The 17,330-nt window shown below is 65.7% G+C and carries 17 protein-coding genes; 9 read left to right on the top strand and 8 right to left on the bottom strand.

Annotation, left to right across the window (positions count from 1 at the left end; translation table 11 throughout):
• Positions 1 to 173: 173 nt before the first annotated feature.
• Positions 174 to 1,619, top strand: coding sequence for an NCS2 family permease (locus AB4Y73_RS10945; protein WP_441871462.1), 1,446 nt, complete (start codon positions 174 to 176; stop codon positions 1,617 to 1,619).
• A gap of 157 nt (positions 1,620 to 1,776) precedes the next feature.
• Entirely contained in the window at positions 1,777 to 2,736 is a 960-nt protein-coding gene (gene hutG, locus AB4Y73_RS10940) for a formimidoylglutamase (RefSeq protein WP_441871461.1), read from the top strand.
• Positions 2,737 to 2,775: 39 nt separating this feature from the next.
• On the opposite strand, the gene AB4Y73_RS10935 is transcribed toward hutG, so the two are convergent.
• On the bottom strand, positions 2,776 to 3,441 hold the full coding sequence (locus AB4Y73_RS10935) for a response regulator (RefSeq protein WP_441871460.1): 666 nt from the start codon (positions 3,439 to 3,441) through the stop codon (positions 2,776 to 2,778).
• On the bottom strand, positions 3,438 to 5,012 hold the full coding sequence (locus tag AB4Y73_RS10930; protein WP_441871459.1) for a sensor histidine kinase: 1,575 nt from the start codon (positions 5,010 to 5,012) through the stop codon (positions 3,438 to 3,440). Before AB4Y73_RS10930 ends, AB4Y73_RS10935 begins: the two co-directional genes overlap by 4 nt.
• Before the next feature lie 283 nt (positions 5,013 to 5,295).
• On the opposite strand from AB4Y73_RS10930, the gene AB4Y73_RS10925 reads away from it, so the two are divergent.
• From AB4Y73_RS10925 to AB4Y73_RS10905, 5 genes are all read left to right on the top strand, one after another.
• On the top strand, positions 5,296 to 6,303 hold the full coding sequence (locus tag AB4Y73_RS10925) for a Bug family tripartite tricarboxylate transporter substrate binding protein (RefSeq protein WP_441871458.1): 1,008 nt from the start codon (positions 5,296 to 5,298) through the stop codon (positions 6,301 to 6,303).
• Entirely contained in the window at positions 6,300 to 6,812 is a 513-nt protein-coding gene (locus AB4Y73_RS10920; RefSeq protein ID WP_441871457.1) for a tripartite tricarboxylate transporter TctB family protein, read from the top strand. Before AB4Y73_RS10925 ends, AB4Y73_RS10920 begins: the two co-directional genes overlap by 4 nt.
• Entirely contained in the window at positions 6,812 to 8,350 is a 1,539-nt protein-coding gene (locus tag AB4Y73_RS10915; RefSeq protein ID WP_441871456.1) for a tripartite tricarboxylate transporter permease, read from the top strand. Before AB4Y73_RS10920 ends, AB4Y73_RS10915 begins: the two co-directional genes overlap by 1 nt.
• A 50-nt stretch (positions 8,351 to 8,400) precedes the next feature.
• The gene (locus AB4Y73_RS10910; protein ID WP_441871455.1) at positions 8,401 to 8,802 is read left to right on the top strand and encodes a universal stress protein; all 402 of its coding nucleotides are present in this window, start codon (positions 8,401 to 8,403) and stop codon (positions 8,800 to 8,802) included.
• A gap of 144 nt (positions 8,803 to 8,946) precedes the next feature.
• Entirely contained in the window at positions 8,947 to 9,204 is a 258-nt protein-coding gene (locus AB4Y73_RS10905) for a hypothetical protein (protein ID WP_441871454.1), read from the top strand.
• Between the two features lie 70 nt (positions 9,205 to 9,274).
• Here AB4Y73_RS10905 and AB4Y73_RS10900 read toward each other — a convergent pair whose 3' ends face one another.
• The 4 genes from AB4Y73_RS10900 to AB4Y73_RS10885 form a co-directional block, all read right to left on the bottom strand.
• Positions 9,275 to 9,511 carry a hypothetical protein gene (locus AB4Y73_RS10900; protein WP_441871453.1) on the bottom strand — a complete coding sequence of 79 codons (237 nt, stop codon included), beginning with the start codon at positions 9,509 to 9,511 and terminating at the stop codon, positions 9,275 to 9,277.
• A gap of 160 nt (positions 9,512 to 9,671) precedes the next feature.
• Complete coding sequence (gene hutH, locus AB4Y73_RS10895) at positions 9,672 to 11,264, bottom strand: histidine ammonia-lyase (protein ID WP_441871452.1); 1,593 nt, start codon at positions 11,262 to 11,264, stop codon at positions 9,672 to 9,674.
• A gap of 9 nt (positions 11,265 to 11,273) precedes the next feature.
• Positions 11,274 to 12,992, bottom strand: a complete 1,719-nt coding sequence (locus AB4Y73_RS10890) for a urocanate hydratase (protein ID WP_441871451.1) — start codon at positions 12,990 to 12,992, stop codon at positions 11,274 to 11,276.
• Positions 12,993 to 13,265: 273 nt separating this feature from the next.
• On the bottom strand, positions 13,266 to 14,063 hold the full coding sequence (locus AB4Y73_RS10885; protein ID WP_441871450.1) for an IclR family transcriptional regulator: 798 nt from the start codon (positions 14,061 to 14,063) through the stop codon (positions 13,266 to 13,268).
• Between the two features lie 236 nt (positions 14,064 to 14,299).
• Here AB4Y73_RS10885 and AB4Y73_RS10880 point away from each other — a divergent pair, with 236 nt between their 5' ends.
• Entirely contained in the window at positions 14,300 to 14,512 is a 213-nt protein-coding gene (locus AB4Y73_RS10880) for a hypothetical protein (protein ID WP_441871449.1), read from the top strand.
• A 14-nt stretch (positions 14,513 to 14,526) separates the two neighbouring features.
• Here the strand turns inward: AB4Y73_RS10880 and AB4Y73_RS10875 are convergent, their stop codons facing one another.
• Together AB4Y73_RS10875 and AB4Y73_RS10870 are read right to left on the bottom strand one after the other, a co-directional pair.
• Positions 14,527 to 15,498, bottom strand: a complete 972-nt coding sequence (locus tag AB4Y73_RS10875) for an NAD(P)-dependent alcohol dehydrogenase (protein ID WP_441871448.1) — start codon at positions 15,496 to 15,498, stop codon at positions 14,527 to 14,529.
• Positions 15,495 to 15,620, bottom strand: a complete 126-nt coding sequence (locus AB4Y73_RS10870; protein ID WP_441871447.1) for a helix-turn-helix transcriptional regulator — start codon at positions 15,618 to 15,620, stop codon at positions 15,495 to 15,497. The genes AB4Y73_RS10875 and AB4Y73_RS10870 overlap by 4 nt, the downstream gene beginning before the upstream one ends.
• Positions 15,621 to 15,797: 177 nt before the next feature.
• Here AB4Y73_RS10870 and AB4Y73_RS10865 point away from each other — a divergent pair, with 177 nt between their 5' ends.
• Complete coding sequence (locus AB4Y73_RS10865) at positions 15,798 to 17,306, top strand: amino acid permease (protein WP_441871446.1); 1,509 nt, start codon at positions 15,798 to 15,800, stop codon at positions 17,304 to 17,306.
• Positions 17,307 to 17,330 lie beyond the last annotated feature (24 nt).

Below are 17,330 nucleotides of genomic sequence, written 5' to 3'. Positions count from 1 at the left end.
TCTCCATCGTTTTGCACGCGCGGTGTGAAGTTCCTGACAGTCATTCTAGGCTTGGCCCGTCAGCGCGCGCCCGCGCGTGGAGCCGGGCTGTGACGGGGCAGACGTTGAGCCGGGGCGCGCGTCCCCGCCGTTTAGGATTCATATAAACCCAAGACACTTTCTCCGGAGGACCAATGCTGAAGCAGGGCTCTGCACTCGACCGGTATTTCAAGATTTCCGAGCGGGGGTCCAACTTCTCGCGCGAGATCCGCGGCGGCTTTGCGACCTTCTTCGCCATGAGCTACATCGTGGTGCTGAATCCGCTGATTCTCGGCGGCCCCGATTCCTCCGGCGCCACCCTCGGTTTCCCTGCCGTGGCAGCCGCCACCGCGTTCGTCGCAGGCATCCTCACCATCCTCATGGGCGCCTGGGCCAAGCACCCGTTCGCGCTTGCCACCGGCTTGGGCGTTAACGCCTTCTCCGCCGTCACGGTGGCCACCAACCCGGGCCTGACCTGGCCGGACATGATGGGCCTGATCATGCTCTCCGGCATCACCATGCTGATTCTGGTGCTGACGGGGTTCCGCACCGCGGTGTTCAGGGCTGTCCCGGACGGCCTGAAAACAGCGATCGTGGTGGGGATCGGCCTGTTCATCGCGCTGATCGGGCTGGTCAACGCCGGATTCGTGCGCCGCATCCCCGATGTCGCCGGCACCACCGTCCCGGTCGGCCTGGGCTTCGACGGCAAACTCCTGGGCTGGCCCACCCTGGTGTTCGTCTTCGGCCTGGTCCTGACCATCGCCCTGGTGGTCCGCAAAGTCAAGGGCGCCATCCTGATCGGCATCATCACCTCGACCGTCTTCGCCGTGATCCTGGAGTTCACGCTGCACATCGGCCCCAGCGTTCAGCCGGGTAAGCCCTTCAACCCGCAGGGGTGGTCGCTGGTGGCACCCAAGTTCACCGAATGGGCCGCGCCGGACCTCTCCCTGATCGGCAAGGCCAACCCCTTCGGCGCCTTTGAGCACCTCGGCGTGGTGGCCGCCGCGCTGCTGGCCTTCGTCATCCTGCTGAGCATCTTCTTTGACGCCATGGGCACCATGGTGGGCCTCGCTACCGAGGCCGGCACCATCGACAAGGACGGCAACATCCCCAACGTGGACCGCGTGCTGCAGATTGATGCGATTGGCGCGATCGCGGGCGGCGGCGCGTCCGTGTCCTCCAACCAGATCTTCGTCGAATCGGGCGCCGGCATCGGTGAGGGCGCCCGGACCGGCCTGGCCTCGATCGTCACCGGCCTGCTGCTGTTGGTCGCCATGTTCTTCACCCCGCTGATCAACCTCGTCCCGTTCGAGGCCGTGGCGCCCGCCCTCGTCGTGGTCGGCTTCATGATGGTCTCCCAGGTCGGCAAGATCGACTGGCAGGACTGGGGTATCGCGATCCCTGCGTTCCTGACCTTCACCCTGATGCCGTTCACCTACTCGATCGCCAACGGCCTCGGCGCCGGGTTCATCGCGTTCGTGCTGATCCGGAGCTTCCAAGGCCGCGCCCGCGAGGTGCATCCGCTGATGTGGGCAGTTGCCGCCGCGTTCCTGTTGTTCTTCGGAATCGGTCCCATCGAGGCCGCGCTCGGCATGAAGTAGGAGCCCGGTCTCTCCGTCGAGATGGCACTTCGCGGCAGTGTTTTGCGCAAACACTGCCGCGAAGTGCCATCTCGCGTTAAGGCGAGGGTCCGGGATTCCGGACAGTACGACGGCGGCGCGGCTGGTTTTCCCGGCCGGGCTGCGGTGAGCTAGGGTCATGGATTCTTCCGCGCTCTCCGTTGACGTCCCGCCGCAGCCCTGGATAGGGAGGTTCGACGGCGACGGCACCGAACACCGCCGCTGGTGGCAGGCAGTTTCTCCTTACGTCCCCGGAGCGGAGGTGCCCCGCAACTCCGGCCCCGCGCCCGCCGTGATCCTCGGGTTCGCGAGCGATGAAGGCGTCCGCCGCAACAAGGGCCGGATCGGAGCCGCGGCAGCGCCCGCAGCTATCCGGGCTGCGCTTGGTCCGCTGGCGTTTCACTTGGACCGGCCCGTGGCCGACGCCGGGGACGTCGTGGTGGCGGACGGCGCCCTCGAAGCCGGCCAGGCCCGCGCCGGGCAGGCCATTACCGCCATGCTCGACGCCGGCAACCTCACGGTGCTGCTGGGCGGCGGGCACGAAACCGCCTACGCCAGCTACCTGGGGGTGGCAGGGTCTGAAGCAATGCGCGGTGGCCGGCGCTTGGGGATCCTGAACCTGGACGCCCACTTCGACCTCCGGGCTGAACCCGTCCCCAGTTCCGGGACGCCGTTCCTCCAGATGGCTCACGCGGAAGGGGCCGCCGGGCGCGAATTCAGGTACGCCGTCGTCGGAATTTCCGAGCCGAACAACACCAAGGCACTCTTTGCCACCGCAGGACAACTGGGTGTGCAGTACCTGGCCGATGAGGACTGCACGCCCGGGCAAGTGGAGGACTTTGTTGCGCAGTTCCTTGATGGCGTGGACGTGCTCTACCTGACAATCGACCTTGACGTCCTGCCGGCGTCCGTTGCTCCCGGGGTGAGTGCCCCTGCCGCTTACGGAGTTCCGCTGCCCGTAATCAGCGCGGTCTGCCGTCAGGTGGCCGAAAGCGGCAAGCTCCTGCACGTAGACGTGGCGGAACTGAACCCCGCTTTCGACCTCGACGGCCGGACTGCGAAGGTTGCCGCCAGGCTGGTGAACACCCTGCTTCGCTAGGCGACGCTGCACTGCTCCGGGGCGGCCGCGCCCGTCCGGTTAAGCTTTCAGCAGGTAGCGCCGCTCGGGCCGGCCCACGCCGTACTTGAGCCGGACTTCCAGCACCCCTTCATCGTTCAGGTACTCAAGGTACCGGCGGGCACTGACCCGGGACGTGCCCAACTGGACGGCAACCTCGTTGGCGGACAGGTCGCCGTCGGCCTCTTTCAGGGCGGTTTCCACCAGCTTCAGCGTCTCGATGCTGCAGCCCTTCGGCAGCGGCCGTTCGGTGCGGTCCAGGCCGAACACCCGGTTGACGTCCGACTGCTCCGCCACGTCCTTGGACGAGTCCAGGCCCTGGTAGGCACTGCGGTAGTGCTCCAGCCGTTCCTGCAGGTCAGTCTGCGAGAAGGGCTTGATGAGGTAGTGCACAATCCCGCTTCGAAGGGCCTTGCGCACCGTGTCCACCTCACGGGCGGCGCTGATCACCAGCACGTCCAGGTCCGGCGCCACTTCGCGCAGTTGATGCATCAGGTCAAGGCCGTTGACGTCCGGGAGATGGATGTCCAGCAGCACCAGGTCCGGCTGCAGCCGCTCAGTTTCGGCAACTGCCTGGGCGCCGGTGTGGGCTGCTCCGACAACGCTGAAGCCGGGAGTGCGCTGGATGAACCCAGCGTGGACTTTGGCCACCATGAAGTCGTCATCAACAATCAGGACTTTGATCAAGGCTCGGTTTTCTTTCTCTTCAGGACGGCCGTAAAAACCGCCCCATTATTGTTGGCCACCGCCAGATCGCCGCCGCTGCGCCTGCAGACCACCCTCGAAAGCGCCAGGCCGAAGCCCCGGCTCCCCGCGGGGCCCGGTTCCTTGGTGGTAAAACCCTGCCGGAAGATCTCGCCCGTGTCCCCGGCGACGCCCGGACCGGTATCGCTGACGGTGACGGTCACGGCGTCGGCAGTGTCCTCGACCAGCACGCGCACCGCGGGTTCCGGAAGCCCGGCGACGGCGTCGAACGCGTTGTCCACGAGGTTTCCGACGACGGTGGTCAGGTCGCGCGACAGCTCATCGTCAACGCGCTCCAGCCCCGATTCGGGGGCCAGTTGAAGGGCGACGCCGCGTTCGGTGGCGAGGCTTGACTTGGCAATCAGCAGGGCGGCGAGCGCAGGGTCCTGGATGCGGCTGGTGACCTCGTCGTTGAGCCGGGTCCTGTCCACCGTGACGCCGTTGACGAACTGGACCACGGATTCGTATTCGGCGATCTGGATGAGGCCGGAGATCACGTGCAGCTGGTTGGCGAATTCGTGTGCCTGGGCGCGGAGGGTGTCGGTGGCCGTCCGCGTGGTGCCCAGCTCGCGTTCAAGGGCGGAGAGTTCCGTGCGGTCACGCAGCGTGGTGACGGAGCCGATATCCCGGCCCCGGGAACGGATGGGGACGCGGTTCAGCACCACCAGCCGGTCACCCACCAGCACCAGCCGGTCCGGCCCGGGCTGCTCCCGCGTCAGGACGTCCTTCAGGGCAGGCTCCACCGAAAGCGTGTGCAGCCGCTTACCCACGCAGTCAGCGGGAAGCCCCAGCAATGCGCGGGCACTGTCGTTGACCACCGTGATGCGCTCATGCGGGTCGAGGGCCACCACACCTTCCTTCAGGCCATGCAGCATCGCCTCCCGGTTCTCCACCAGGCCGGTAATTTCACTGGGTTCCATGCCGAGTGTCTGCCGTTTCACCCGGCGGGCCAGCAGCAGCGACCCGGCAATCCCGAGCACGCTCGCCACCCCCAGATAGGTAAGGAGGTTTGGCACGGCATCTCCGAGCCGTTCAAGCGTTGAAGGGTAGTTCCGGCTGATGGACGCGATGCCAATCATCTTCCCGTTGTCGTCCAGGACCGGCACGTGAGCCGACAGGGATTGTGAGCCTGCCCCGCCCACCGGGCCCGTCCAGGCACGGCCTTCCATGACCCTGCTGGCCCCGAGATCCAAGGGATTCCCCAGCAGATTGGGATCGGACGAAGCCACGACCGTGCGGTCGAGCTGGGCGAGCGCCACCTGCGAGGACCCTGAAACGGTGCGGACCGACTCCGCCACTGCCGCCAGGCTGGCGCTGCCCCGCGGTTCAGCCGAGGGAAGCAGCGCGCGGACGGCCGGGTTGTTGCCCAGGGCCTCGGCAGCGGACAGCGCCCGCCGACCCTCGATCCGCTCAAACGTTGCCGCGGACTGCGCCAGTGAGATGGCAACCACTGCCACTAGGACGGCCAGGACGATCAGCAACTGGAGCAGCAGATACTGCCCTGCGAGGGACATTCCTCTTCGTCGAGTCACTGTAGGTCTTTCGTCTGGCGTGGTGCGCTCCGGTTGGTCATGGCGCGGGCGGGGCTACCGGAACTATACCCCCACCGTACCGGGACTCCTGCCTCGGCGAACGCCCTCCGAGCACCAGTAAAGTCCAAGGGTGGGAGGGCGGAAACGTGAACGCAATGAACTTAACTTTCTCTGCGTACACAAGAGTGATGCCGGTCACCCCGCCGCCTAGCATCGGATCACCAGTCAGTCCTGCTGAACAGTTTTTATTGAGAAGAGGAATACCATGCGCCAGATCCGCGCATTGCGAATCGCTGCCGTCGCCGCCGGCATCGCCCTGATGGCCACCGGCTGCGGTGCCACCGGAAAGACCGCCACCGACTCCAAGAGCTCCGGCTCTGCCGGCCCCGTGACCGGCCTCCAGATCATGGTTCCCAACACCCCGGGAGGCGGCTACGACACCACCGCACGGGTTGCCGCGAAGGTCCTCGACGACGAGAAGATCGCCACCAACACCGAAGTCTTCAACCTCGCCGGCGCCGGCGGCACTGTCGGCCTGGCCCGCGTGGTCAACGAAAAGGGCAACGGCGACCTCGCCATGCTCATGGGCCTGGGCGTGGTGGGCGCCAGCTACACCAACAAATCCGAGTCCAAGCTGACAGCCACCACCCCCTTGGCCAAGCTCATCGAAGAGCCCGGCGCGATCATGGTCAACAAGAACTCACCCTTCAAGACCATCGATGACCTGGTGACCGCTTGGAAGGCCGACCCCGGCTCCATCAGCGTGGGCGGCGGCTCCTCCCCCGGCGGCCCCGACCATCTGCTGCCCATGCAGCTCGCCGGTGCCGTCGGAATCGATCCCACAAAGGTGAACTTCGTGTCCTACGACGGCGGCGGAGACCTTCTTCCGGCCATCCTGGGCAACAAGGTGGGCTTCGCGGCATCCGGTGCCGGTGAGTACCTCAAGCAGATCGAATCCGGCGAAGTCCGCGTCCTGGCAACCAGCGGCGAGAAGCGCCTTGCCGGTGTTGACGCACCCACGCTGAAGGAATCCAACATTGACCTGGTGTTCAGCAACTGGCGCGGCCTGGTTGCCCCTCCCGGCATCACCGACGCCGATAAAGCCAAGCTGATCGCCGCCGTGGAGAAGATGCACAGCAGTGCCGCCTGGCAGGAAGCCCTCAAGACGCACAGCTGGACGGATGCCTTCATCACCGGCGAAAAGTTCGAATCCTTCCTGAAAGAGCAGGACAAGCGGGTGGCCGACGTTCTCACGAAGCTTGGCTTGGCGTGAGTTCCTCAACCACATTGGCTGCAAAGCTCAAAGGCCGCTCCGAGCTGGGGGTTGCCCTCCTGCTCGGAGCGGCCGGGGCCGTGGTTATCGCAGACGCGGCCCGCATTGTCACCCCCTACTCCCGGTCTGATCCTGTAGGACCGAAGACCCTGCCGTTCATCGTGGGCGGCATGCTGCTGGTCTGCGCCGTCATGCTGGCCATCAACGTCCTCCGGGGCGGCAAAGGCGAAGCAGAAGGCGGCGAGGATGTGGACCTCACCCACCCCGCCGACTGGAAGACCGTACTGCCACTGGCCGGAGCCTTCATCGCCAACATCCTGCTGATCGACTGGGCCGGCTGGGTGATCTCGGGAACCGTCCTGTTCTGGGGCAGCGTCTGGGCACTGGGCGGCCGGAACTACATCCGTGACGGCCTCATCTCGGTGGCCATGTCCCTCCTGACCTTTTACGGCTTCTACCTCGGCCTTGGCATTGCACTGCCCGCCGGTCTCCTGGAAGGGATTCTCTGATGGATGTCTTCTCCTCCCTGATGGACGGCTTTGCCACCGCCCTGACCCCCATGAATTTCCTCTACGCCGTCATCGGCGTTGTCCTGGGTACCGCCGTCGGCGTCCTTCCGGGCCTGGGCCCGGCCATGACCGTGGCACTGCTGCTTCCGGTCACCTACGCGCTGGAACCCACCAGCGCCTTCATCATGTTCGCCGGCATCTACTACGGCGGCATGTACGGCGGCTCCACCACCTCCATCCTGCTTAATACGCCGGGTGAGTCGTCATCGGTGGTCACGGCCATCGAAGGCAACAAGATGGCCAAAGCCGGCAGGGCCGCCCAGGCACTGGCGACCGCGGCCATCGGTTCGTTCGTGGCCGGCACCATCGGCACCACCCTCCTGGCGGTCTGCGCCCCCATCGTGGTGAAGTTCGCCATCAGCCTGGGCGCGCCGAGCTACTTCGCCATCATGGTTCTCGCCCTGCTGGCGGTCACCGCCGTCCTTGGCTCATCACGCCTGCGGGGCTTCGCGTCCCTTGGGCTTGGGCTCGCCATCGGCCTGGTGGGCCTGGACTCAGTCACGGGCCAGGCCCGGCTGACTTTCGGCGTGCCGCTCCTGGCGGACGGGCTGGACATCGTGGTGGTGGCAGTGGCCATCTTCGCGGTCGGCGAGGCCCTGTGGGTTGCCGCGCACCTGCGCCGGACGCCGATGCACATCATTCCTGTGGGTCAGCCGTGGATGGGCAAGCAGGACTGGAAACGCTCCTGGAAGCCCTGGCTCCGTGGAACCGCGTTCGGCTTCCCGTTTGGAGCCCTGCCGGCCGGCGGAGCTGAGATCCCCACGTTCCTGTCCTACGTCACGGAAAAGCGCCTCAGCAAGCACCCCGAGGAATTCGGCAAGGGTGCCATCGAAGGCGTGGCCGGCCCCGAAGCAGCCAACAACGCTGCGGCCGCCGGTACCCTGACCCCGATGCTTGCCCTGGGCCTGCCCACCAACGCCACCGCCGCGGTGATGCTGGCAGCCTTCACGCAGTACGGAATCCAGCCGGGTCCGCAGCTGTTCGAAAGCCAGGGGCCGCTGGTCTGGGCCCTGATCGCGAGCCTCTTCATCGGTAACCTCCTGCTCCTGATCATCAACCTGCCGCTGGCTCCCCTGTGGGCGAAGCTCCTGCAGATCCCCCGGCCCTACCTGTATGCCGGCATCCTGTTCTTCGCTACCCTGGGCGCCTACTCGGTGAACCTGCAGGCCTTTGACCTGGTACTCCTGCTGGCGCTCGGTGCCCTCGGGTTCATGATGCGCCGCTTCGGTCTCCCGGTTCTGCCGCTCATCCTGGGCGTCATTCTCGGTCCGCGCCTCGAAAAGCAGCTTCGCCAGACGTTGCAGCTCAGCGCCGGCGACCCTGCCGGGCTCTTCGGCGAGCCGATCGCCGTCGGGATCTACGTCATCGTGGCGATCATCCTGCTGTGGCCGCTGCTGTATAAGCTGTTCCGGCGCAACCGTCCGGCCCGCAGCTCATTGCTGCCCGCCAATTCAGGTGCAGCTGACTACAGTGACTGAACAGCAACCGAGCCACTCCCTACCCCATTCAGCAAGAATAAGGAGCAACCATGACGATCGTGGTGGGATACGTCCCTACCCCTGAGGGCGAAGCAGCGCTGACCCAGGCCATCGAGGAGGCCCGGAAATCGAGCGCGACCCTGCTGGTCATCAACTCCTCCAAGGGCGATGCCCTGGTGGATAACCGGTACGCGCAGGAAAACGAGATGCAGGGCATCGAGGAACGACTGGCCTCCCACGGGATCGACTATGTCATCAAGCAGCCGGTCCGGGGCCACGACGCAGCAGCCGAGGTCCTGGACGCGGCCGAGGAGCACAACGCGGACTTGATTGTGATCGGCCTGCGCCGCCGGACTCCGGTGGGCAAACTGATCATGGGAAGCACGTCGCAGCGCATCCTGCTTGAGGCCGATTGTCCTGTGCTGGCGGTGAAGGCGGCCGCCGGCAGCTAAGGCTGCCAGCCTCGGACCGAAGCTTGTTCGCAAATCCTCCCCTGAAGGGCCGGGTTCCGCGAACAAGCTTCGGTTTTTTGCTGTTCAGCCATCTCAAAGGGCAGTCATCTGACATATGTTGACCAGCCCGGTACACTTGAAGGTATGACTACAGCTATTTTGGAACGCCCCTTGACCGCCAGTGCGGACACGGCGGCGTCAGGCGCCCGGTCCCTCGACCTGCAGTTTGCCACTGCCGAGGAGATGCGCGAAGGACTGGACAACGCTGTTGCCACCCTGATCGACACTGCCAAGGACGCGGCCTGCGGCATCCTGGTGACCCGGCTGCGCCCCGGCCATTTTACCGTGGCCCTGGACAACTCAGTCCCCTTCGGCGAGACCTACGAAGCCATCGCGGCTTAACCTAACGCCGCTCACAAAAAAGTCCCTGCCGCCCGGTTCACCGGGCGGCAGGGACTTTTTTCGTGCAGGGTCAGCTTCGCCGAACCTGTACGCCATCGGATTTCAGGAACAGTTGCTCCTCTGACGGTTCGCCCGGCACGAGCCACAAGACATTCCCGCTCTGCGATACTTCCTCAACCTCGCCCGCCGCAATGACGTGAGCGTGTTTGATGATTTCCACCCTGTCCCCAGGCTGGAATGTTCCCCAGTCCGAGACGAAGGTGGAATGAGCGTTGCGCCTCGACAGGACAGCCCCACGTGCTTTCATTTGAACTTCTACCCCTTTGTATACGTTCCGTCACAGCCTCGTTGATGTGACTTTAACTACATCTTCATTTCTACTACAGTTCCCGGACCGGGAATGTGCGTGTTGCACCATGTTTCAGCATTGGTCCGAAAGGGCCGCTGCCGCCGAAGAATATTCCCGCCTAGGCAAGAATTCCGACGGCGGATTCGGCCGCCGCAATCAGGTCCCCGGAAGCCACCAGACGGTCAGCGGTTTCCAGTTCCGGCGAGAGGAACCGGTCGGCGCCGGGACCCTCAACATGCTCCCGCAGGACCCCGATAACGGCCGTACCCGCCGGGCCGGGAAGCAGCTCTCCGCCCGACAACTGGGTGCGGATATCGATGGCGCGTGCGCTGGTGACCAGTTCGATCGCCAGGACACGGCGGAGGTTCTCCACGGCCTTGCGCAGTTTGCGGGCCGCGTGCCAGCCCATGGAAACGTGGTCCTCCTGCATGGCCGAGCTCGGAATGGAGTCCACCGAAGCCGGGACGGCCAGCCGCTTGTTGTCCGAGACCAGTCCGGCCTGCGTGTACTGCGCGATCATTAGGCCGGAATCAACGCCCGGGTCTGCGGCGAGGAAGGCAGGCAGTCCGTGGGACCGTGCGGGGTCCAGCATGCGGTCCGTGCGGCGTTCGGCGATCGAGCTCAGGTCCGCCACGGCGATGGCAAGGAAGTCGAGCACGTAGGCCACCGGGGCGCCGTGGAAGTTGCCGTTGGAGCTCACGCGCCCGTCCGGCAGGACCACCGGGTTGTCGATGGCGGCAGCCAGTTCGCGGGAAGCCACCAGTGCGGCATAGTCCACGGTGTCCCGGACAGCGCCGGCCACCTGCGGGGCACAGCGTAGCGAGTAGGCGTCTTGGACTTTGGAGTCCCCCACGCGGTGCGAGGCCACAATGGGAGAGTCGGACAGCACCCGCAGCATGTTGTCCGCACTCGCTGCCTGGCCCGGGTGCGGGCGCAGAGCCGCGTGCAGCTCGGGCAGGAACACCTGGTCCGTACCGAGCAGCGCCTCGACGCTCATCGCCGCGGTGATATCCGCCGTCGTCAGCAGTTTGCGGATGTCCGCGATGGCCATCAGCAGCATGCCCAGCATGCCCTCGGTGCCGTTGACCAGCGCCAGTCCTTCCTTTTCGGCGAGCGTCACGGGCTCGATGCCGTGTTCGGCGAGCAGCACGGCGACCGGCTGTTCGCCGCGGCCGCCGTACGTCACGCCGTCGGGCCCTGCCGCCTCCCCCTCGCCCATCAGCACGAGGGCGCAGTGGGACAGCGGCGCGAGGTCGCCGGAGCAGCCCAGCGAACCGAATTCACGGACAACGGGCGTGATGCCGGCATTCAGCACGTCCACCATGGTCTGCAGGACCACGGGGCGTACGCCCGTGCGGCCGGAGGCGAGGGTCTTGGCGCGCAGGAACATGATGCCGCGGACCACCTCGCGCTCCACGGCGGGGCCCATGCCCGCGGCGTGACTGCGGATGAGGGACTTCTGCAGTTGGGTGCGGAGTTCGTTCGGGATGTGGCGGTTGGCCAGCGCGCCGAAGCCCGTGGATATGCCGTAGGCGGGCGTCTCGCTGTGCGCCAGGCTGTCGATGTGTGCGCGGACCTTGGCGACGTTGTCGAGGGCGTCCTGGGCAATGGTTACCGTGGCGTTGTGGCGGGCGACGGCGACGACGTCCTCGGGCGTGACGCCGCTGGAGCCGAGGGTGACGGTGAGCGGTTCGTGGGTTGTAAGGGTCACTTGTGGTTCCTACTTCTTTGCTTCTGCGGAATCTGCCGATTCCTTCATGGGGATGCGGACGCCGCGTTCCTTGGCGACGTCGAGGGCCCGCTCGTAGCCAGCGTCGGCGTGGCGGATGACGCCCATCCCGGGGTCGTTGGTCAGCAGGCGTTCGAGCTTCTGTGCGGCGAGGTCGGTGCCGTCGGCGACGGAGACCTGGCCAGCGTGGATGGAGCGGCCGATGCCGACCCCGCCGCCGTGGTGGATGGAAACCCAGGTGGCGCCGGAGGCGGTGTTCAGCAGGGCGTTGAGCAGTGGCCAGTCCGCGATCGCATCGGAGCCGTCTGCCATGGCTTCGGTCTCCCGGTAAGGGGAAGCGACAGAGCCGGAGTCGAGGTGGTCGCGGCCGATCACGATGGGCGCCTTGACCTTGCCTTCCTTGACGAGCTGGTTGAACAGGAGGCCGGCTTTGGCCCGTTCGCCGTAGCCCAGCCAGCAGATACGGGCCGGGAGGCCCTCGAACTCGACCCGTTCCTGCGCGGCGTCAATCCACCGGTGCAGGTGCTTGTTCTCAGGGAACAGTTCCTTGATGGCTTCGTCGGTGACGCGGATGTCCTCGGGGTCACCGGAGAGAGCCACCCAGCGGAACGGGCCCAGGCCCTCGCAGAACAGCGGGCGGATGTAGGCCGGGACGAAGCCGGGGAATTCAAACGCCCGGCTGTAGCCGCCCTTGCGGGCCTCATCGCGGATGGAGTTGCCGTAGTCGAAGACCTCGGCGCCGGCATCCTGGAATTCGACCATGGCCTGGACGTGCCTGGCCATGGAGGCCTGGGCTTTCTTGGTGAAGCCCTCAGGGTCCGCCTCGGCTTCACGGTGCCATTCCTCCACCGTGATGCCCTCGGGCAGGTAGCTCAGCGGGTCGTGAGCCGAGGTCTGGTCCGTAACGATGTCCACCGTAAACTCGCCGGCGTTGTGGCGGCGCAGAATCTCCGGGAACACCTCGGCAGCGTTGCCGACGTAACCCACGGACCAGCCGCGGCGCTCCTCCTTGGCCTTGAGGACCTTGGCGATGGCGGCGTCGAGATCGGTTTCCACCTCGTCGAGGTAGCGCTTGCCGGCGCGGCGGCGCAGCCGGGTTTCGTCGACGTCGACGATCAGGCAGGCGCCGTCGTTCAGTGTGACGGCGAGGGGCTGGGCGCCGCCCATGCCGCCGCATCCGCCGGTGAGGGTCAGGGTGCCGGCAAGGGTGCCGTTGTCATCCCCGGTCAGTTTGCGGGCGATCGCGGCGAAGGTTTCGAAGGTCCCCTGCAGGATGCCCTGCGTGCCGATGTAGATCCAGGACCCGGCGGTCATCTGGCCGTACATCATCAGGCCCTCGGCCTCGAGCCGGCGGAATTCGGGCCAGGTGGCCCAGTCGCCCACCAGGTTCGAGTTGGCCAGGAGCACGCGCGGCGCCCATTCGTTGGTGCGGAAGACGCCGACGGGCTTGCCGGACTGGACCAGCAGGGTCTCGTCCTTCTCCATCGTTTCGAGGGTCCGGGTGATGGCGTCGAACGCGGCCCAGGACCGGACGGCGCGGCCGGTGCCGCCGTAGACCACCAGGTCATCGGGGCGTTCGGCAACCTCAGGGTCAAGGTTGTTCATGAGCATGCGCAGCGGGGCTTCCGTCTGCCAGCTCTTGGCGGTGAGCTCGGTGCCGCGGGCTGCTTTGACCGGGCGGGCACCGGTGGTGAAATCGGCGGGTGCCATGGGGGCTCCTTCTCGTATTGGTGCGTTAGGGAAGAGGTTCTGCATCTACTAAAGCCCCTTCACGGCGGGGCAGACAGGGCTTTGCGGGTGGTGCTGTCCGGGATTCCAGACGTGGGGGGCTGGCTCTCGGCTTTGGCCGGCTGTCGCCAACCGCGTGCGGATTCTGCACCATCATTCGCCCAAACCGAGGCGCGCCGAGCGGGTTGCCGGGGCTGCCCCGGCTCTGGGCGGGAATGATGGCGCAAAATCCGACAGCCTGCCAGAGGGGGTGTGTTACTTGGCCGGCCGGCCGTGGATGCGGACCGAGAGCTCGTCCGCAACCTTCTGCACACGGGCGGCGAGCGCTGGCCACTGGTCCGCAGGCAGCTTGTCCTCCAGGAACGTGACGGCGACGGCCGCGGTCGGCCAGCCAACGTGGTCGGTGACAGCGGCGGCGATGGAGCCGAAGCCGGGCGTCACTTCACCGTGTTCGGTGGCGTAGCCCCGCTGCCTGACCTGGTCCAGATGCGAGGACAGGGCCGAGTACTTCGTGATGGCGCCCTCCACCTCGTGCCGGGCGGTGAAGGCTGCGGCGTTCGGGTAAAGCGCACGGACCTGCGACTTCGGCAGCGCCGCCAGGATTGCGCGGCCACTGGCGGTGAGGTGGCTGGGGAGGCGGACGCCGACGTCGGTCACCAAAGACGGTCGGTTCTTGGCCCGCTCTTCCACGATGTACAGCACGTCACGGCCATGAAGCACCGCCAGGTGGGCGCTCTCCCCGATCACATCCACCAGCGAGGCCAGCAGGGGCCGGCCCAGGCGGGACAGCGGCTCCTGCCGCGAATACGCCGAGCTCAGTTCGAAGGCGCTGATGCCCAGCCCGTACCGCTGTTCCTCGTGCAGGTGAAGCACAAACCCGTTCGCCTCCATCACCCCCAACAGGTGGTAGACGCTGGAACGCGGCAATCCCAGCGATGTGGCAATGCTCGACGCCGCCATCGGCCCGCGCTTCGAGGCCAGTAGTTTGAGGATGCGAAGGGTGTTCTCGGCGGCGGGGACTTTGGACGTCACCTTTGCTTGTGTGTCTGCCACAGTGTTCTCCGATATCTCGCCGTCTTCTTCGCCGGGTGTCCGGGTTACCGTACTTAAGCTTGAGTCCCGCACTGGGCTCCCCGCACCATTCCACACCCCCACATGTCTGGGATATCAGACTATTCCTCATCCAAGGTCGGGGTGCGGTTCGGTAGAGTGCGGGCTATGGACGAAAAAGAGACGCTGCATCATTATCTGCGCGTCCGGCGGGACATCGAAGCTGCGGCGAGGCAGGCATGAGCACGCGGGACGTTCCTGCACAGATCGGGGATCTGCCCCCGATTGGCAGGCCTGCCAACAGCGCCCTCCTCCAGGCGGGCGTTACGTCCTTGGCCGAGGTGGCCGCGCTGGGCCGGAGGGAATTGCTTGCCATGCACGGCGTCGGCCCGAAGGCCGTAAGGATCCTCGAAGCCGCCGCCACGGAACGCGGTCTTACCTTCGAGGCGTGAGCCCGGGTTCCTGCTCAGACCCGGACAACCACCTTGCCGCGCACCCGCCCTTCATGCAGATAAGCGACGGCGGCCGGCGCTTCCGCGAGAGGGTAGACCTTGTCAACGAAGGGCTTCACGCGGCCCGCCTCGAACAATGCCGACAGCGCTTCGAGGTCCTGGTGGCTTTCCTTGGCCACGAGCCCTTTGAATGTCTGGCCGGACAAGAGGGAGGCCAGTGGCGCAGCCATCGAGCGCTCGAATCCACCGGTCACGTTCCCGCCGCCTTCGCCCCCAACAATCACCAGCGTCCCCTGCGGCGTAAGCGCCTTCCGAAGGACCGAGAGGCGGCGATTCCCGGCAGTATCGATGATGACGTCGTACAGAACACCCGAGCTGGCAATATCGTCCCGGGTGTAATCGATGACGTGATCAGCGCCCAGGGACCGGACCAGGTCCACTTTCCCTGTGCTGCAGACGCCGGTGACCTCCGCGCCGGAGTCCTTGGCGATCTGCACGGCAAAGGATCCCACTCCCCCGCCCGCGCCAATCACCAGCACTTTCTGGCCAGCGGCGACCTGCCCGGCATCGCGGACGGCCTGCAACGCCGTGACAGCAGAGATGGGAGCAGCTGCGGCTTCCTCGAAAGTCAGGTTCGCGGGCTTACGCGCCACCAGCGTCTCCTTCGCGCAGACGTACTCGGCGAACGACCCCTCACAGGTGCCGAAGACCTCGTCACCCGGCTGGAAGCGCGTTACATTGGCGCCAACCGCTTCGACGACGCCGGCGACCTCCCTGCCGCGGACAGCAACCTTCGGCTTCTTCAGCCCGTATCCCAAGAGCCGCACCAGGTACGGCTTTCCAGTCATCAGGTGCCATACGCCTTGGTCGACGCCGGCAGCCCTAACCTGCAGGAGCACCTCGCCGCTGGCGGGCACCGGCTTAGGGATGTCCCGCAGCCCTAACACGTCGGAATCCCCGTAAACGTCCTGAACGATAGCTTTCATGATGTTTCTCCTTCGTGGTGCGGGTACTGGAAAACGTCCTCGAGCTGGACACTAAGGGCAAGGGCGATCTGGAACGCCATCTCGAGGGACGGCGAATGCCGGCCCTGCTCGATGTCCGCCAAGTGTCAAGAAATCATCACATGGTGTCAATAGTCCCCAACCCAAAATGCGGACACCCCCAAGGCAAACCCACCCAGTCTGAGATCGAAGACACCAAGCACCCGTGAGGCTCATCACGTCGGCCCCGAAAGTGGTCTGCTGGTTAGCGATCCCCCTCCCAATGACGAGAAGGTATTTGTATGCAGCAAGCACCAAGCGCAGCCAGCCAGGAAACCAGCCACAGCGCAAGCCCAGCCGAAAACATGACTGAAGGCACCGCCGTCGGACGCGTCCTCAACAGCACTTTGAGCCGCGGACTGAACGTCCGGCACATCCGCTTCATGGCGCTCGGCTCGGCCATCGGTACGGGGCTGTTCTACGGCTCTGCTTCGGCGATTCAAAAGGCCGGCCCGGCGGTTCTGCTCGCCTACATCATCGGCGGCGCCGCGGTGTTTATGGTGATGCGGGCCCTCGGTGAGATGGCCGTGCGGCACCCTGTTTCCGGCTCGTTCGGCCAGTACGCCAGCCGCTATCTGGGACCGCTGGCCGGATTCGTGACCGGCTGGACCTACGTCTTTGAGATGGCCATCGTGGCGATCGCCGACGTGACAGCCTTCAGCATCTATATGGGGTTCTGGTTCCCCGAGGTGGACCGCTGGATTTGGATTCTGGCCATTATTTTCTTTCTGGCGGCCATGAACCTGCTCAGCGTGAAGGTGTTCGGCGAACTCGAGTTCTGGTTCTCGCTGATCAAGGTGGTGGCCATCATCGCCATGATCGCTGGCGGCGCGGCGATTATCGCCTTCGGCTTCCAGGCCGGCGGTTCCACCGTGGCGCCGGGGCTGGGCAACCTCGTGGAACACGGCGGGATATTCCCCAACGGCTTCGAAGGCCTCCTGGCATCGTTCGCCGTGGTGATGTTCGCGTTCGGCGGCATCGAGACCCTCGGCATCACGGCAGGCGAGGCCGCGGATCCGAAGAAAGTCATCCCCAAAGCCGTGAACACAGTGCCTATCCGCGTCCTGCTGTTCTACGTGCTGACCCTTGGCGTTCTGATGAGCCTCTTCCCGTGGAACGAGATCGGCACCAACGGCAGCCCGTTTGTGCAGATCTTCAGCGGCCTCGGCATCCCGGCCGCACCGCACATCCTCAACGCGGTGGTGATCACCGCGGCGCTGTCCGCCATCAACAGCGACATCTTCGGCGCCGGGCGCATCCTCTTCGGGCTGTCCGGCCAGGGCCATGCGCCGGCGGTGTTCGGCAAGGTTTCCCGCCAGGGCGTTCCGTGGATGACGGTGGTCATGATGGCTGGCATCCTGCTGGTGGGCGTGGTCCTGAACGCCGTGATTCCGGAGGACGTGTTCATCGTGATCGCCTCTATTGCCACGTTCGCCACCGTCTGGGTGTGGGTCATGATCCTTGCCTCGCACGTGGCCATGAAGCGTGAGATCGCCCGGAAGGGCCTGCCGGCGTCGGAGTTCCCTTCTCCGTGGTGGCCGGCCGCGTCCGTCATCACCATCGCCTTTATGGCGCTGGTGATCGGCGTCCTGGGCGCCTTTGAGGACACCCGGGTGGCGCTGTACGTGGGAGCCGTGTGGCTGGGGCTGCTGGTTCTTGCTTACCGCCTGTGGGTCAAGGGGAACGGACGACGCCGTGCGGAACTGGTGGACGAAACGTCACCGCTGCCGGTGCTCACCTCAGCCGGGTAGAGAAACAAGCCTCCCGGGCCGAAC

It is taken from the genome of Pseudarthrobacter sp. TAF60_1, from assembly GCF_052113505.1.
Classification (GTDB): domain Bacteria; phylum Actinomycetota; class Actinomycetes; order Actinomycetales; family Micrococcaceae; genus Arthrobacter.
This window is presented reverse-complemented; position numbering and strand designations above follow the sequence as displayed.

What these genes read in the sequence shown, in the direction of transcription:
- AB4Y73_RS10930 (WP_441871459.1), bottom strand. Translation starts at nt 5,012, where the DNA reads ATGTCCCTCGCAGGGCAGTATCTGCTGCTCCAGTTGCTGATCGTCCTG.
- AB4Y73_RS10890 (WP_441871451.1), bottom strand. Translation starts at nt 12,992, where the DNA reads ATGGCACCCGCCGATTTCACCACCGGTGCCCGCCCGGTCAAAGCAGCC.
- AB4Y73_RS10880 (WP_441871449.1), top strand. Translation starts at nt 14,300, where the DNA reads ATGAGCACGCGGGACGTTCCTGCACAGATCGGGGATCTGCCCCCGATT.
- AB4Y73_RS10910 (WP_441871455.1), top strand. Translation starts at nt 8,401, where the DNA reads ATGACGATCGTGGTGGGATACGTCCCTACCCCTGAGGGCGAAGCAGCG.
- AB4Y73_RS10915 (WP_441871456.1), top strand. Translation starts at nt 6,812, where the DNA reads ATGGATGTCTTCTCCTCCCTGATGGACGGCTTTGCCACCGCCCTGACC.
- AB4Y73_RS10900 (WP_441871453.1), bottom strand. Translation starts at nt 9,511, where the DNA reads ATGAAAGCACGTGGGGCTGTCCTGTCGAGGCGCAACGCTCATTCCACC.
- AB4Y73_RS10945 (WP_441871462.1), top strand. Translation starts at nt 174, where the DNA reads ATGCTGAAGCAGGGCTCTGCACTCGACCGGTATTTCAAGATTTCCGAG.
- AB4Y73_RS10905 (WP_441871454.1), top strand. Translation starts at nt 8,947, where the DNA reads ATGACTACAGCTATTTTGGAACGCCCCTTGACCGCCAGTGCGGACACG.
- AB4Y73_RS10875 (WP_441871448.1), bottom strand. Translation starts at nt 15,498, where the DNA reads ATGAAAGCTATCGTTCAGGACGTTTACGGGGATTCCGACGTGTTAGGG.
- AB4Y73_RS10865 (WP_441871446.1), top strand. Translation starts at nt 15,798, where the DNA reads ATGCAGCAAGCACCAAGCGCAGCCAGCCAGGAAACCAGCCACAGCGCA.
- AB4Y73_RS10925 (WP_441871458.1), top strand. Translation starts at nt 5,296, where the DNA reads ATGCGCCAGATCCGCGCATTGCGAATCGCTGCCGTCGCCGCCGGCATC.
- hutG (WP_441871461.1), top strand. Translation starts at nt 1,777, where the DNA reads ATGGATTCTTCCGCGCTCTCCGTTGACGTCCCGCCGCAGCCCTGGATA.